The organism is Paenibacillus sp. IHBB 3054 (genome assembly GCF_051594305.1).
GTDB lineage: Bacteria > Bacillota > Bacilli > Paenibacillales > Paenibacillaceae > Paenibacillus_AQ.
Window position 1 is genome coordinate 1 of the sequence record NZ_JBOFBG010000055.1, and the last position, 15,347, is coordinate 15,347.

Below are 15,347 nucleotides of genomic sequence, written 5' to 3' on the forward strand. Positions count from 1 at the left end.
AGGGGTATCCCAAGTAGCCATTTCATGGCTTTTGAGACACCCCCTGTTCTTGCACGATGATTGTTGTATTTCTTATGCTACGGCAATTCGTTTCTTGATTAGGACGCCGAGCCTATAGTTAGCTTACTAACTCGTTTGCGGTACAAATGCAGCAGAGCATAGGAGAGGACAAAGGCGGCAGTAACCAGCCACAGCGGAATCCGCGGGTCCAGCTTGTAGGCCCATCCGCCGATAATGCCCGCAGGTGAGGTGAAGAGTAGAATCAGCACGGACAGCATAGAAAAGACCTTGGCGCGTTTATCATCGTCGATGGCATTCTGGACAGCGGTTTCCAGATAAGGCGAGCTGATCATTAATCCCACTGCTGACAGGATGGTACTAAGGCCGATCCAGATCAGGCTGGATGACGGGTAAAGCACGAGCATAATGCTTGATAGAGCGGACAACGCAAACCCCGCCATCATGGAGCGGTTCGCACCCTGCTCCGGAATTTTAGGCATAATCAGCCAGAGCGTCAGCAGCATGATGACGGAGGACACTGCCGGAAAGAGCGACAGAATGCTGTTGTCCAGCCGCAAATAGTCTGCCAGATAAAGAGACAGATAAGTCGTCTTCAATGTGGCCTGAAAGTTGAACAGGATGTACACAGCAAAGATCAGCAGCAGATTGCTATCAGCCCACAGCTCGCGGAAAGCACCGCTGTATTCGATCAGGCTCTGATTTAGTCCAAGCTCGCGCGTCTCCTGCCTTTTCTGGATTCCGGCTGCGGTTTCGCGGGTGGTCAGATGCCGGCCGACAAACTGGAAAGTCATCAGGACAAAAGCGAGAACGTACATAATCCTTACGCCTTGCACCATTCCGTATTGGGCGACGAGCAGACCGCCGAGCGGTGCGAACAGGCCGCCGATGACACTGATGATCTGCAGCAGTGTGAATACGTAGGTACGGTCGGCTGGCCGGGTATCTTCAACAATCAGGCAGTAGAAAGCGACATGCGGCACGCGCTGAAAACCGTTGATGAAGGCAGCAGCCACAAAAAACCACAGGTTCTGCGAGAACGCCCACAACAGCGTGGCCAAGCTCCAGCTAAGCAGGTCAAAATATAAAATCGCCCGCTTGCGGCCCAGCCGGTCAGTTAAATAGCCGCTGATAAAAGAAGACAAGACTTGAACGATAAGTCCAATTGTTGTGATCCAGCCGATATTCATCTCCGTAACGCCAAGCTCGTACATATACAAGGTTGCGTAGGTAGAGAACATGCTGAACGGGATCAGGAAAAAAGGCTCGAATGCGAGACAGCCCCGGCTGTTCCCCTGCAGACGGGCGAATAACGGTCGTGCCATGATGGTTCCTCCGGATTGTTATAATTATTGGATTCAAGCTTTAATCGTATATGAATTTGCGGAAAAATAAAAGAAGGAAGTATACGTATTATCCGATCCTATTTCTTGAAAAATGTTTACATTTCATGTGATGTATATATACTTGTAATTAAAGTTATTAAATTACCCGGAATTATCCGGCAGGGGAGGATCATCATGAGCAGCAACATTAGAGTAGGTATTGTAGGATACGGCAATCTGGGAAGAGGGGTACAGCAGGCGATTCAACAAAATCCGGATATGGAGCTGGTCGCCATCTTTACACGCCGGGACCCCGGCCCGTTGGCGGAGGAAACAGGTGTCCTGACAGAACGCCTTTCCGATGTTGAACAGTACATAGGCCGAATCGATGTAATGATTTTATGCGGAGGATCGGCGACGGATCTGCCGGATCAGACGCCGCAGCTGGTGAAGTTGTTTAATACGGTGGATAGCTTTGATACCCATGCCAAGATTCCCGATTTCTATGAAAAGGTAAATGCCGCTGCACAAGAGGGCGGAAAAGTCGGTGTGATTTCCACTGGTTGGGACCCTGGACTCTTCTCCATGAACCGCCTGTTAATGCAGGCCGTGCTGCCGGAAGGACAGGACTATACCTTCTGGGGTACCGGAGTCAGCCAGGGGCATTCCGATGCGATCCGCCGTGTGCCGGGCGTCAAGGCAGGAGTCCAGTACACTGTACCGGTGCAGGCAGTAATTGAACGTATTCGCTCCGGTGAGACGCCACAGCTGTCCACCCGCGAGAAGCACCGCCGCGACTGCTTCGTTGTAGCGCAAGAGGGGGCAGATCAGGAAGCCGTACGGCGTACCATTACAGACATGCCCGATTATTTTGCCGACTATGATACGACGGTGACGTTTATTACAGAAGAAGAGCTTGCCGCAGAACATTCCGGCATGCCGCACGGCGGATTTGTCATCCGCAGCGCAGTCACGGGCAACGGCAGCAAACAAATTGCTGAATTCGGTCTGAAGCTCGACAGCAATCCCGAGTTTACGGCCAGCGTACTTATAGCTTATGCCAGAGCCGCTTACCGGCTGAGCAATGAAGGGGCAGTTGGGGCGAAGACGGTATTCGATATTCCGCTGGGCTATCTTTCCCCGAAAGCTGCGGAAGTCCTGCGCCGCGAATTGCTGTAACAGCTGCACAGACAGATCAGACGCGATGCACTCATAGACAAGCTGAAAGTATCATCACAAAAAGACGTGCCGGTTTGCGGCACGTCTTTTTGTGAGCTGATTTTAAGAATGTTCTTTAAGCAGTAGCCCGGGCAGCCTGTCAGTCTTAGACGACCCCTTGGGCCAGCATAGTGTCAGCTACCTTCAGGAAGCCGGCGATGTTGGCACCTGCCACCAAGTTGCCGGGCACTTCGTATTCATCTGCTGCCCGGACAGCGCTGCGGTAAATGTTCTTCATAATCTGCCGCAGCCGTTTATCCACCTCTTCAAAGGCCCAGGACAGCCGCATTCCGTTCTGGCTCATTTCCAGACCTGATACGGCTACACCGCCGGCATTGGCTGCCTTGGCCGGTGCGAACAGGATTCCATGCTCCAGAAAGTAATCGATGGCCGGCAGTGTAGAGGGCATGTTGGCGCCTTCTCCAACAGCCTTCACCCCAGCTGCTACAAGCGTCCGCGCTGCCTCTTCATCCAGCTCGTTCTGGGTGGCGCAAGGCAAGGCAATCTGGCAAGGGATGGTCCAGATGGCTGTGCTGCCTTCCGTATATACCGCATGGGGATGCTCTTTGACATATTCGCTGATCCGCAGCCGGTCTTGCTCTTTCAATCGCTTGACGGTATCGACATTGATTCCTTTCGGATCATAAATGTATCCGGCGGAATCGCTGCAGGCGACAACGAGTGCACCGAGCTGCTGTGCTTTTTCCATGGCATAAATCGAAACGTTTCCTGAACCGGAAACGACGACGGATTGCCCATGGAAGTCCAGTCCTTGCGCGGCCAGCATTTCCTGCACGAAATAAACGAGACCGTAGCCTGTAGCTTCTTTTCTCGCCAGACTTCCGCCGTATAACAAACCTTTGCCGGTAAGCACACCTGCTTCATGGCCCCCGCGGATCCGTTTATATTGCCCGAACATATAGCCGATCTCACGCGCGCCGACACCTATATCACCTGCGGGGATATCTGTATCCGGACCGATATGGCGGTATAGCTCAGTCATGAAGCTCTGCGCGAAGGCCATGATTTCCCGGTCCGACTTGCCCTTGGGATCAAAATCGGCACCGCCTTTGCCTCCCCCGATCGGCAGGCCGGTCAGAGCATTTTTGAATATCTGCTCGAAGCCCAGAAATTTGACAATGCCCGAATAGACGGATGGATGGAAGCGAATGCCGCCTTTATAAGGTCCGATAGCACTGTTGAACTGGATCCGGTAGCCGCGGTTGACGCGGATCTGACCGGAGTCATCGCTCCAGGGAACACGGAAGGAAATGCTGCGTTCCGGCTCAACCAGCCGTTCCAGAATCGCATGCTCCATGTAATGGGGGTGGCGGGCCAGCACGGGCACTAGGCTATCCAGAATTTCTTCGACAGCCTGATGGAACTCGCGTTCCTGTGGGTCGCGGCGTTTGACCTCTTCATAGATACGCCGTACATAACTTTCGGCCGAAGCTGAGGCTTCCGGTGTAAGGGTAGACACTTGATGAACACTCCTTGTCTGTATAGTGGATCTGGTTAAACCCATCATTTACTAAGAATTTAAAAGAATTTTACTAAAACCTGACATCCTTTTGCCAATCAATTCTTTTTTGATGGCCTATCAATAATTTCTATGAAACTAACAAAAGGTGTTATATTTATGCAAAGGATAGCTTTTATTCTGCGCCCGCCGCAGTATAAATATACGTGTGATCCGGCAGGGAGAAGACGATTACAGCGGGGGGAATGCGGGTAAAAGTGTAGTGATTATGCACTGCAATCCACCTATGAAGTAGAGCCAAAGGGCCAAGTGTAATTCTATTGAAGGATGTTTGAGAGAAAAAGAAGCTTACTCCTGAAATTGAAGCCTTTCTCAAAACAGCATTAAAGCCTCTTAGCGATTCAAATCTTTAACGAGCTTATCCGATACTTTCGACGATATTTCCTTCAATGTCTTTGATATGGGTAGGTACGATACTCACAATGAGTTCCGGCCAAGCTGGAACCGCGAAAGTTCCGGCTACCGGGGTTAGCAGCTGGGCAATTGCTGTCGCCGCAGCAGGATCAAGCTTAAATGTGACTGAATCCTCCTGTTCCTGTACTTCTCTGGCCTCACCCGGCTCGAAGACGATCCGGGTCTCCGGGCCGGATAAGGTCAAGTTACGCTTTTTCAAGATTCTTCCCCGCAGCAATTTACCAACAACCTCAGCCTGCTTTGCGCCGATGGTCAATGTCTTGGAGATGCCCCCGGCAGGTGAAGAATTCCAGGACAACTGATCAACATAGAGAATTCCGGTATTTGAACCCTCCGTCTCACTGCCAATCCGAACGGCTTCAGAAACCGCAGGGAGGCTCAGTAGCGAATCTCTCAGCAGATTAGTTGTGTAGAGCGGTATATGCTCAGAGATTGCCGAAAGAACCCCAAGCGTATTCCAGACCTGCATAGCCAGCAGCTCTTCTTGCGTAATGCCGATCATTTGCAGAAACTCCACCCGCCCGTTTGGAGTCTCGATCTCCGGTAGCTGAGGATCGGCAATGAAGGAGAGGGCAGTCAGAAGCGTATCTGCTCCCTGACAAATAGGACCATTCGCGTCCATGTAATCACCGGACCGGAAGATATTGCCGCTGCCAAACACATATCTCCCCATATTCTGAAGGAGATTCAATGCCCAGGCCGGGGGCTCATCTTCGTTGTCTGGTTTGGACAGCCGGAAGGTCAATTCAAATCCATAACCGCTGTATTCAAGATCACTGCTCTCTTTATCGTAAAGCTCTGAGAACCCGTAGGTAACAAAATGCCAATGGGCTACAGGCTTTTTCACTTCATACACACTGATGCCATTCAGAGGATCAGGGCCTCCCAGCATATACGGAATTATAGTTCCATAGTGTTTGGGCTCTTGGTCTCCATAGATGTTCTGTAAAGACGCGTCTATAGCGTCCCAACCCGAGGCGTTTTCTACTTCACTCATTTTCTGCAAACCTCCTTGTTTAATGTGGAAACAACTGTTTTTGCAACAACAGCCATAATTCGTCTATGCTTGCTACACTATCTCTTGGGATGTCAATTCTTTCGAAATAATCCTTCAAGATGAAACCACAGAAAAGATGAATAGAAAGGCCTTTAATTAGTGCATCCAGGAACAATTCCCGGTCTTCTTCACCGATATATTCCGCCACCAGCTCTTGATCGCATAAGAACAATTCAAATATTATTGCAGGCAGCTCGTAATAGGCTGGAGCCATGATGCAGTCTGCAAAGTCGATTAGCGTAACGGAGCGATCAGTACCAATGATCAGATTATCCCTCGTGATATCACCGTGTACCAAAACCACTTCATCAAAATCCAGGTTCTCAGCGCATCTTGCCAGCTCTTTGATGAGATTCGGATTCAACCCATCCATGCGGTTCATTCGGTTGTCTTGATTTTTGAGGTCAATGCGGGGCAGCAAGTTTTGCGCCGGCTGATGGAGTTTTCCAGAGATCTGTTTGATGTGATCTGCAAATTCTTTCTTCTCGGATGAAGAAGCTAGTAAAAGTTCCTGAATAGAAAATGCGGAAGGTACATAATCCATAATAAGATAACGAAACAAATACTTGTCCATAAACTCCCCGTGCCCGATGATCTTGGGGATGGAAATATTATGATTCATAGCAAATTCCATTACTGCCAGTTCAGTGGCGTAGTCTTGTTGCGTATCCATATTAGTTTGTATGGGGGCGTAGATTTTAATGATTAGCTCATTGGCTTTGAAGACTGCGTTGGTGCCTGGAGGAAGATTCTCTAAGGATTCTGCCAAAGGTAAACCTTCTTTATGGAAGATCGCATTGGCTAAAGGGAAAAAGGCCTCCCTCGATTGGAAAACGCTGCTCCAGGAATCCCACCCGTTCAAAGTATGTTCAAATAACAATAATTTCTCCTCCGAACCTTCAGATTATAGTTGCATAGAAGACTATACTCATTAGGATACACATTTTGTATCTATTTTCCAAAGGAATATTTCACTGTTAGCGGATTATTGCCTAATTCTCCAAAACTACACTTTGATACATTGTACGGATCAACAACAAATTGTGGCAGAATCAGGTCTGGAGGGTAATCAATAAGGAACCTGGATTTGGTTCAGGAAGATATTCTCTTGAAGAGAGGCGTGATCCGAAGCATGAAGGCAGTTGTGATTGAACAATTTGGCGGACCTGAAGTATTGGTGGGCAAAGAAATTCCCAAGCCGGTGATTGAACCCAATCAGGTATTGATTCGGCTGAGGGCAACATCTGTAAATCCGGTGGATTTTAAAATTCGGCAAGGTGCTATGGGCTCTGCCACTGGTGATTTTCCATTAGTGTTAGGCGGAGATGCCGCCGGTGTGGTCGTTGAGGTAGGCGAGAATGTGAGCCGGTTTAAGGCGGATGAACGTGTCTTTGCACGTCCGCGTGATTTCGGCACTTATGCCGAGTATATCGCGGTAGATGCGGATGTGGTGAGCAAGATGGCCCAAAGCATTCAACTTTGAAGAAGCTGCAGCCGTGCCGCTGGCAGCGATGACAGCGTGGCAGGCGCTCGTTGACCACGGAAAGATTAAAGAAGGCGATAAGGTTCTAATTCACGCCGGTTCGGGCGGGGTCGGCACGTTTGCCATCCAGTTGGCTAAACATTTCGGAGCAGAAGTGGCCTCAACAGCCAGTTCCAGGAACAAGGAACTGCTGGAATCGCTCGGTGCCGATCGTTTTATTGATTATAAAGAAGAAGATTTTTCAAAGGTCCTCTCAGACTATGACCTCGTGCTGGACACGATGGGCGGGGATATCCAGCGTAAAAGCTTTGAGATCTTAAAACCCGGCGGCAGGCTGGTCTCTCTTGTTGAGAAACCCGATGAGCAGCTGCAGGAGAAACACCAAATCACCGGCGTTCAATTCATGATGGAGCCCAGCGGCAGTCAGCTGGAGAAGCTTGCGGAGCTTGCCGATCAAGGCAAACTGCGGGCGGTGATCGACAGTACCTTCTGGCTGAACGAGGAAGGAATCAGGCAGGCGCATGAAAAAAGTGAAACGCATCATGCAGCTGGTAAAATTGTCCTCCGAGCCGAGCAATAAGGGAAAGGCTGCGGTATTGCCTAACGGTGCGTTCAGCTGTGGCAGCTGCGGGCTGTGAACCTTCGCAAGTACGTCGTATAAGCCGGAGGCAGTCTAAATAACGAAGCAAGAGCCCGCGTCCGTTGCGGGCTCTTGCTTCGTTGTGTGTAAAGGCAGAGCAGCAATAGCCTGCTGATCTGCCGCAGATATACTAGGAGGGCCGGACAACAAGTTCATTAATAGCGGTATCGGCCGATTGTTCGATGGCAAAAAGGATTGTCCGTGCAACAGCCTCAGCCGGGAGTGCCTGCTTCCGGTATTCCTTCATCAGCTCTTTCGCATACTCCTCCGAAATGCTGTTGGCCAGCTCGGATTCAGTAACTCCCGGCGAGATTAACGTTGCCCGGATTCCGCTCACGTTTTCCAGCCGCAGTCCTTCCGTGATGGCCCGGACCGCATATTTGGTGGCGCAATATACAGCCGCCGTGGGCGAAACCTCATAAGCGCCGATCGAGGCGATATTGATGAACTGGCCGCTGCCTTGCTCCTTCATAATAGGCAGGGCGGCGGCAATTCCATGGAGTACGCCGCGTATATTCACGTCAATCATCTGGTTCCACTCCTCCAGCTTGAGACTCTCCAGAAGGGAAAGAGGCATAACGCCTGCATTGTTCACGACCACGTCAAGCCGTCCGAATTGCCGGCAGGTGAAGTCAACTAGAGCCTGCATATCCTCCAGCTTGGTGACATCCGCCTGCCGAAAGTACACGGTGCAGCCTTCTGCTTCCAGTTCGGCAGCGATTGCTTCCAGCCGTTCGGTCCGCCGCGCTGCCATAACAACATGGGAACCGCTTCGGGCCAGCAAGCGGGCGGCAGCTTCACCTATACCACTGCTTGCACCTGTAATAACTACGGTTTTTCCTGAGATATTCTTGTTCATTTCCGCTACACTCCTCATAGGGTTACTGGTGACTCTGCTTATCATTATGCGGGGAAGCAGAGTGCTGGAGGTATAGCGTTTGTCGCAGATTATTGCCTAATTCTCCAAGCTGGATTACAGTAAAGAGAGAGGAGGGGGCAAAGATGAACCAGACACAACCGGAAGAAGAACTGTCCTTAGAAGGGCAGAAGGAACTGGCTTCCTTGATTGAACGGCATACAAGAACCGATGGAAAGCACCAGAGCGCAATACCTTCGCTGCATTTATTCCGCGCTTCCTGCGAGCAGGAACCGCAGTTCGCGATCTATGAGCCGGCTCTTTGTATGATTGCCCAGGGAAGCAAATTGGTAATGCTGGCCAAGGAGAGCTACCGTTATGACCCGAGATCGTATTTGCTGGCATCCGTACATCTTCCTATCAAAGGTCAAATCCTGGAGGCGACGGCATTTCGGCCGTATCTGGGCCTACAGTTAAATTTTCAACCGGATCAAATTGTTGATATGCTGCAGATGCCGCGTTCTGGCGGGGAAGCCGGGAACCATTCCAGCCGGGGGCTGGCGGTGGGTTCCGTCAGCTCCTCTCTGCTGGACGCCGTCATTCGGCTGATCCGGTTGCTGGATAACCCGGAGGATATTGAAGGTCTGGCACCATTGATGATTCGGGAGATTTTGTATCGGGTCATGCAGGGGGAACAGGGAGCGTCTATCAAGTCTTTTGTTGTCAGCGGCAGCCATGCCCAGCGTATCGCAGCCGTTATAGACCGGATTAACCGCGACTACAGGCAGAGACTTCAAGTACATGATTTGGCCAAAATGGTCAACATGAGCGTATCTTCGCTGCACTATTATTTTAAAGAAGTTACTGCCATGAGTCCCCTGCAGTATCTGAAGCAGGTACGGTTGCAGGAAGCCCGGCGACTCCTGTTGTCGGAGACCGCAGAAGCTGCAGAGGCGGCATTTCAGGTGGGATACGAAAGCCCGTCACAATTCAGCCGGGAATATGCCCGGCTCTTCGGGCAGCCGCCCATCAGGGATGTCAAGCAGTTACGGCATTTGTTGTCAAGGAGCTGACGCCGCAATCCTCTATTTGACAATAATTTTACTTTGCCCGGCCAGCAGCCGGAGTTCACGCGGCAGCCGGTCGCGTTCATGTTCGGGGATGTCCAGCTGAACACCGTAATAATGATTATCTGCTTCCTCGCGGCCCCAGCGCAGCGTGCCCTCCAACTGCAACGGTTCTTCATGCAGCACGAGATTTAAGCTGACCCGGATTTGATTGCTGTCTACTCTAAGCGCAAGCGGCATCTTAAGACCGCAACCTGAACGGCTGATGTCATACATGAGCGCCTGTACGGGTTTGGCGGGAGCGGGTATTCCATTTATGCTTACAATAAACAAGTTGAAGGAGACCGGCTCTTTAAAGGTGTATCGGAAAGGTTCATTTCTGTGATTGATCTTCATCGGTACCTCCATAATTTTCCTGGCAATATCAGCATATATCTATCATCGTCAGGAAACGTCCCGTGATGAAGAGTAACACTTCAGTTCCATTGCTAGATAGGGGTTCCTAAGACAAAACCACAAATTTAAAGAAATTAGTGTTGACGTCTGCTCACTTGCCGTGTAACATATGAACAGTCGAAACACAGAAAACTACATACTGTTCTCGTATAACCTCGCAGCCATTTGCTACACACAGGGCGAGGGTTTCTACAGGAAGCCTATTCTTCCTAACTACGATGACAAGGATCAAATGTTATGATCCTTGTCCCCGGAGTTAGGATTTTTTGTGTGCAGCGGCCGATTCAGAAGATTCAGGAGGATTAATAAACATGAAAGATTTGAAATACCTCATATCCGTCTTAGTGGGTGCCATGAGCTATGGTATCCTATCAACAATTGTTGTGCTGGCTTACGGAAAAGGATATCAGCTTGGGGAAGTGGTCGGTACACAGTTATTGACCGGCTGCATACTCGCTTGGCTGCTGGCAGTCTATACAAAAGTCAAAGAAAACCGCAAACAAAAGAGCCGCGGCATTCCAGCCGCAGCAACGCAGCGTGTGTCAACAGCACTGACCTGGAAGCACAGACTGCTGCTCATGCTCGCCGGAGCTCCGACGGTGTTGACTGGTCTGCTGTATTATCAGTCGCTCCGTTATATTCCGGCATCGCTGGCGATCATCCTGTTGTTCCAGTTCACATGGATCAGCGTGCTGATTCAAGCTGTAAGCAAACGCCAGCGGCCCGATAAAATTACACTGCTGACTTTGCTGCTGCTATTCGGAGGAACATTGCTGGCCGCGGGGATTTTGGATCAAGGTGCCGCTCATTTCAATATGTTGGGGCTCACTTTGGGCCTGTTGTCTGCGGTAAGCTATTCGATGTTCATTATATTCAGCGGCAAAGCCGTTCCTGCCGCACACCCGGCCTACCGGAGTGCCTGGATGATTACCGGCGGATTTGTATTATTATGCATTTTATTCCCGCCAACCTTCATCTTCAACGGTTTGCTGTGGGGACAATTGCTGCTGTATGGTTTCCTGCTGGGTTTGTTCGGCGCTTTTATACCGCCTGTGCTGTTTGCAATCGGTGTTCCTCATATTGGAGGCGGAATGGCAGGGATTCTTGGTGCCGTCGAACTGCCGGTTGCAGTTCTGCTGTCCTCATTTGTACTGCATGAGCATGTAAGCTGGCTGCAGTGGACTGGTGTTATTATAGTGCTGATCGGAGTTGTGCTTCCTGAACTGTATAAGCTGCGCTGGAAAAATACACGCGTAATAACGTCATAATCTTATTGTTCCTTTGTCAAAGGCCGGTATCCACTCAGGATGAGTTGGACGACCGGCCTTCTTTGATATTGTTACTCTTTTGCGAATATCATCTGTGCCACGCGCACAATTGTACGATCTCGGTTACAATAAAATAAACGGACAAGGAGATGAATTCAAGATGAACAAAAAAACGCTGGCGGCTGCTGGAGTAGTTGCTATCGCGCTGGGGACATACCTATTTGCAGGAAACACCGATAAACAAAAACCTGAACATGACATAGCACCAAATATTAAACAAATGGTACATGATTTCAGTACAGGCAACACAACGGCCCAGTCGGCTTCCATCACTTCCGGGCAGCTTATCGTGACTGGTGACGATTCAAAAGAAATCACCTACAATCTGCCTGAGGATGAGTTTTTTCTGTCCATTGCGCCTTACATAGATAAAACACACCCCTGCGCAATCCATAGCCTGACTGGCTGTCAGGGCGAAATGACGGATGAAGAGTTCAGTGTAGCGATTGAGGATTCAGAAGGGAACTCCGTAATGGACAAAACCACAATGAAATCACAAGACAATGGATTTATTGATCTCTGGCTGCCGCGGGACAAAACATACCATATAACGGTAGAGCATGACGGGAAAACCGCGGAATCCGCAATCTCTACTTTTGAGAACGATGACACCTGTATTGCAACTATGCAATTAAAGAACAAGCAGAGTTTGTAAGCTCCCTGGAGAAGCAAGCATATTAAACTCTGGTAATGGTCGGGGGGGGGCTATCCGGCACAACTGGAATGCCCCCCACCGATACACCACCTTATGTCCTCCTACTGAGGATTATTTTGGTGTGTGCAGTAAAACTGCCCGTCTCGCTCTATGTCCTTCAACACTGCATATTCATGGCCCCAGTCACACATTGTATTTAACACGGGCACAAAAGATTGGCCCAACTCCGTTAGACTATATTCTACTTTTGGTGGAACCTCCTGAAAGATCTCTCTTTTTACAAGTCCGTCTTTTTCCAGCTGACGCAATTGATCGGTTAATACTTTTTGTGTGATCCCCGGAATGTACTCATAAAACTCCTTGGTTCTAACCGGATTTCGGCTCAGAAAGAAAAGAATTAAACACTTCCACTTACCGCCCACAATATTCATAAATATATTTATCCCTGAATTATATTGGACCAACTCCCGTTCCTCCCCAATAGGCACTTAAAAGTGGGTAAACCACAATTTTGTGCGTTATTTTCCTTTGTAATCTTTACTACTATAATTTGAAAAGCAAGATAAATAAAGGTGGGAGTGAACAACATGAGTGTGAAAAATATTTTAGAGCATCGTAATTCAGTCCGGCATTATGATCCGGATTATAAAATCAGCCCGGAACTGCTGGCTTCATTCATTGAAAGTGCAAGCAAATCACCCAATGGTAATAATGTACAGGCTGTGCGGTACCTGATCATTGATGATCCTCAAATCCAAAAGTCACTATTGCCTATCGCCTACAATCAGCAACAAGTGGCAGACGCCTCCGCTGTATTGGTGTTGCTGGGGGATTATAAAGCGTTCCAGGACGATAACATTATTCAGATTCACGAGGAAGGGTTCCAAGCTAGTTATTTCGATGAATCTTTAAGAGACTTCCTGGCAAATGCGGCCATCGGATATTATGCCAGTAAATCAGACGAGGACCTCCGGATGGAATTAACCAGAGATGTAAGTCTTGCGGCTATGTCATTAGTGTTGCTGGCGAATGAAGCCGGACTGGACACGATTACAATGTCAGGTTATGATTCCAGGCAGCTAAAGGCAACTTTGAATATTTCCGAAAGATATCTGGATGTAATGCTTATTGCCATCGGTAAAGGGATTAAAGCAGGGCATCGAACGGTGAGACATGAGGTGAATAAAGTGATTTATAGAAATAAACTGACTTAACTCAGACCGAATGGGTATTTTGCAGATACTCTATAATCTATTATGATTATGGTGAGAGTTCCCACTAAAAGCGATGGAAAGGAAGTCAAACGCAGACTGTCACTGCGAATTCGCGGATATGCATTTGGCCGAATGAGTTTCTTTGAAGCATACCGGGAGCCAATAAGGAATTGTAATGAAGGGCAGTGAGGTTAAAATGGGGAGTTTGTATTTTGCCGACAAAGTAACTAAGAGGAATCCATATTCGGAAGATGGATTGTACGATGAAAGCTGGGTAGAGCTGTCTATTGATGAATGCGCCGAATACGAAATGTTCACCGGTAAAACTGAGATCTTCGGCTTCAAGCTGAGCAAGCACTGCAATGGATGGCAATTCCGGGTCATGGACTATATTGCTTATCATCATCTGTACCGGAGGAAGGTGATTATTACCGCATCGCCTACGGATTACGAGGAAGCAAAGGCTGTGTATACGGGTCATAGCCCATTTGACAGATTCCTGCGTTCTTATGAACCTAAGGTTCTGGTCCACAGCACAACACCAGGTGCTTACCCGGTGATCTGCCGGGAAGGGGTCTTGAAATCCTGGCAGAAGGTGCAGGCGGTTAACGGTGTGAGGGAAACGGCTCCGATTGGCCTGGCCCTGGGAGATCCCGCTGATTTTCAGGAGTTTGTAATGCTGGGCAGCGGAGTTGCGCCGGAAATTGTTGTGAGTTCAAAGCAAAAGGGCTTCGTCTGCATGGATAGCCACTGCGAGTATACACCAGGGGGCAGATTTTATTTTGACGTAGAGCAGTTGGCAGCGGACGGGCTTTTGGTGAGGGATGGCTGTCACTACAAGGTGAAGGATGAACTGCCTATAAGCCACGCGCTCTTCTGCGGGACGTTGCAGAATGTGGAGATGCGGGGGCAAGCGATCACCCCCGATTCCTTCGCGCAGGCTGCGGATCAGGCATTTAAGCGGCACATGGGATCAGCTGGAGTATAATTCTATTAATTTTTTGTTTTGTAATAAATCGCCCTTCTGAGCAATACTAAAATAGGGCAATTGCCAGCTTTGTGTAGCTATAGCTTGTTTGCTGGTGGGGGTATCCCAACTAGGGTAGACTCTAATGGCCATTTTTCCTTTTGCCTCTGTTGTTGTAAGGATATTATGTTTCACAAGAACATCTTTTGGAAAAACGAATTGTCCAAAGAGATTATTAGGTGCATCAAAAACATTAATAACCAATAAGTCCGTGGCCTTTTCATATGAAAAGGCTTGGTTTTTATGATGATCATCTTTTCCCCATATTGCGACAAATTGTCCTGTTTTGGTTGGTGTTATTTTGGCAACTCTGAATCTGACCGATTTAGAATTCAGCTGGAATATACCAGCTCCATAATCTGAATTTTGGGGTTCTTCCCGGACGGATTCTATCGTTAATTGATTAGGTTCATACAAAATTTCTTTTACATAGGATAGTGCCTCATAAAATCTATTCATTTTACAACTCCTCATTTTAATGCTTCACAGAATCCCCCACAAATACTAATCCCAGTCCATAAAAAATGTGGATTCCAACTGTCCATGTTCACACTCCGGGCAACTCAAATGAACAGGCACCAAATGTTCCAAGGGTGTAAGCCTCATGGTATCCTTGCATCTTTTACAAGAATAGATCGTTACAAACTGAGCTGTATCCGAGCGCATTTTCATAAATAATTCATTTCGGACAGCATTACAGGATGGACAGACATATAAAGCATCATAAGCGTCGAAGGTCGTGGCAGGATCTTTTTGAAAATGTTCAATCTGTTGTTTGAGCGCAAGGTCTTTTACAAATGAGGCAATGGACTCCAAGCTGAAATAATTGAAACCGATTCCAATATAAATATCTTCAGTGTATGTACAGTGATCACAGGTCAGTTTGTAGCCTTGTCCCATTTTGTTCACCTCTTGTAATTTAATGCGGATGTTCAAATGCCTAGTATAAGTGATTTTAGCACAGTTTTGGGCCAGGAGGATGGACGGATTGATTATACTGTGATGTTCAACACCATACAGCGCTCATCCAGTCGTGGCAGACAAATGTA

The 15,347-nt window shown here is 48.6% G+C and carries 15 protein-coding genes, 1 pseudogene and 1 riboswitch; of the genes and pseudogenes, 7 read left to right on the forward strand and 9 right to left on the reverse strand.

The window, feature by feature from the left end; translation table 11 throughout:
- Positions 1-98: 98 nt before the first annotated feature.
- Positions 99-1,343: an MFS transporter gene (locus ACQ76X_RS33250; protein WP_438498071.1), complete on the reverse strand. Its 1,245-nt coding sequence runs from the start codon at positions 1,341-1,343 to the stop codon at positions 99-101.
- A 195-nt stretch (positions 1,344-1,538) separates the two neighbouring features.
- Between ACQ76X_RS33250 and ACQ76X_RS33255 the strand changes: the two genes are divergently transcribed.
- Complete coding sequence (locus tag ACQ76X_RS33255) at positions 1,539-2,522, forward strand: diaminopimelate dehydrogenase (RefSeq protein WP_038591021.1); 984 nt, start codon at positions 1,539-1,541, stop codon at positions 2,520-2,522.
- Positions 2,523-2,667: 145 nt separating this feature from the next.
- Here the strand turns inward: ACQ76X_RS33255 and gdhA are convergent, their stop codons facing one another.
- The 3 genes from gdhA to ACQ76X_RS33270 all read right to left on the reverse strand — a co-directional run bounded on the left by gdhA (position 2,668) and on the right by ACQ76X_RS33270 (position 6,452).
- Positions 2,668-4,041 carry an NADP-specific glutamate dehydrogenase gene (gene gdhA, locus ACQ76X_RS33260; RefSeq protein WP_438498072.1) on the reverse strand — a complete coding sequence of 458 codons (1,374 nt, stop codon included), beginning with the start codon at positions 4,039-4,041 and terminating at the stop codon, positions 2,668-2,670.
- A gap of 418 nt (positions 4,042-4,459) precedes the next feature.
- Complete coding sequence (locus tag ACQ76X_RS33265; RefSeq protein WP_438498073.1) at positions 4,460-5,512, reverse strand: suppressor of fused domain protein; 1,053 nt, start codon at positions 5,510-5,512, stop codon at positions 4,460-4,462.
- A 19-nt stretch (positions 5,513-5,531) separates the two neighbouring features.
- Positions 5,532-6,452 (reverse strand): phosphotransferase, encoded by a 921-nt coding sequence (locus ACQ76X_RS33270; RefSeq protein ID WP_438498074.1) that lies wholly within the window; start codon positions 6,450-6,452, stop codon positions 5,532-5,534.
- A gap of 252 nt (positions 6,453-6,704) precedes the next feature.
- Here ACQ76X_RS33270 and ACQ76X_RS33275 point away from each other — a divergent pair.
- Positions 6,705-7,635, forward strand: a pseudogene (locus tag ACQ76X_RS33275) (NADP-dependent oxidoreductase).
- Positions 7,636-7,825: 190 nt separating this feature from the next.
- Here the strand turns inward: ACQ76X_RS33275 and ACQ76X_RS33280 are convergent.
- Positions 7,826-8,554, reverse strand: coding sequence for an SDR family oxidoreductase (locus tag ACQ76X_RS33280; RefSeq protein ID WP_438498075.1), 729 nt, complete (start codon positions 8,552-8,554; stop codon positions 7,826-7,828).
- Positions 8,555-8,697: 143 nt separating this feature from the next.
- Between ACQ76X_RS33280 and ACQ76X_RS33285 the strand changes: the two genes are divergently transcribed.
- The gene (locus ACQ76X_RS33285) at positions 8,698-9,624 is read left to right on the forward strand and encodes an AraC family transcriptional regulator N-terminal domain-containing protein (protein ID WP_438498076.1); all 927 of its coding nucleotides are present in this window, start codon (positions 8,698-8,700) and stop codon (positions 9,622-9,624) included.
- A gap of 12 nt (positions 9,625-9,636) precedes the next feature.
- Here ACQ76X_RS33285 and ACQ76X_RS33290 read toward each other — a convergent pair whose 3' ends face one another.
- On the reverse strand, positions 9,637-10,014 hold the full coding sequence (locus ACQ76X_RS33290) for a PilZ domain-containing protein (protein ID WP_438498078.1): 378 nt from the start codon (positions 10,012-10,014) through the stop codon (positions 9,637-9,639).
- A gap of 185 nt (positions 10,015-10,199) precedes the next feature.
- A riboswitch (purine riboswitch) is annotated at positions 10,200-10,310 on the forward strand.
- A 75-nt stretch (positions 10,311-10,385) separates the two neighbouring features.
- Between ACQ76X_RS33290 and ACQ76X_RS33295 the strand changes: the two genes are divergently transcribed.
- Together ACQ76X_RS33295 and ACQ76X_RS33300 are read left to right on the forward strand one after the other, a co-directional pair.
- Complete coding sequence (locus tag ACQ76X_RS33295) at positions 10,386-11,342, forward strand: EamA family transporter (RefSeq protein ID WP_438498080.1); 957 nt, start codon at positions 10,386-10,388, stop codon at positions 11,340-11,342.
- 160 nt (positions 11,343-11,502) lie between these two features.
- The gene (locus tag ACQ76X_RS33300) at positions 11,503-12,057 is read left to right on the forward strand and encodes a CueP family metal-binding protein (protein WP_438498082.1); all 555 of its coding nucleotides are present in this window, start codon (positions 11,503-11,505) and stop codon (positions 12,055-12,057) included.
- Between the two features lie 101 nt (positions 12,058-12,158).
- Here ACQ76X_RS33300 and ACQ76X_RS33305 read toward each other — a convergent pair whose 3' ends face one another.
- Entirely contained in the window at positions 12,159-12,521 is a 363-nt protein-coding gene (locus ACQ76X_RS33305; protein ID WP_438498083.1) for a winged helix-turn-helix transcriptional regulator, read from the reverse strand.
- Between the two features lie 123 nt (positions 12,522-12,644).
- Between ACQ76X_RS33305 and ACQ76X_RS33310 the strand changes: the two genes are divergently transcribed.
- Together ACQ76X_RS33310 and ACQ76X_RS33315 are read left to right on the forward strand one after the other, a co-directional pair.
- Entirely contained in the window at positions 12,645-13,271 is a 627-nt protein-coding gene (locus tag ACQ76X_RS33310; protein WP_438498084.1) for a nitroreductase family protein, read from the forward strand.
- Between the two features lie 175 nt (positions 13,272-13,446).
- Positions 13,447-14,259 (forward strand): hypothetical protein, encoded by an 813-nt coding sequence (locus ACQ76X_RS33315; protein ID WP_438498085.1) that lies wholly within the window; start codon positions 13,447-13,449, stop codon positions 14,257-14,259.
- On the opposite strand, the gene ACQ76X_RS33320 is transcribed toward ACQ76X_RS33315, so the two are convergent.
- Positions 14,245-14,757 carry a MepB family protein gene (locus ACQ76X_RS33320; protein ID WP_438498086.1) on the reverse strand — a complete coding sequence of 171 codons (513 nt, stop codon included), beginning with the start codon at positions 14,755-14,757 and terminating at the stop codon, positions 14,245-14,247. The genes ACQ76X_RS33315 and ACQ76X_RS33320 overlap by 15 nt on opposite strands.
- 45 nt (positions 14,758-14,802) lie before the next feature.
- Positions 14,803-15,198 (reverse strand): hypothetical protein, encoded by a 396-nt coding sequence (locus tag ACQ76X_RS33325; protein ID WP_438498087.1) that lies wholly within the window; start codon positions 15,196-15,198, stop codon positions 14,803-14,805.
- Positions 15,199-15,347 lie beyond the last annotated feature (149 nt).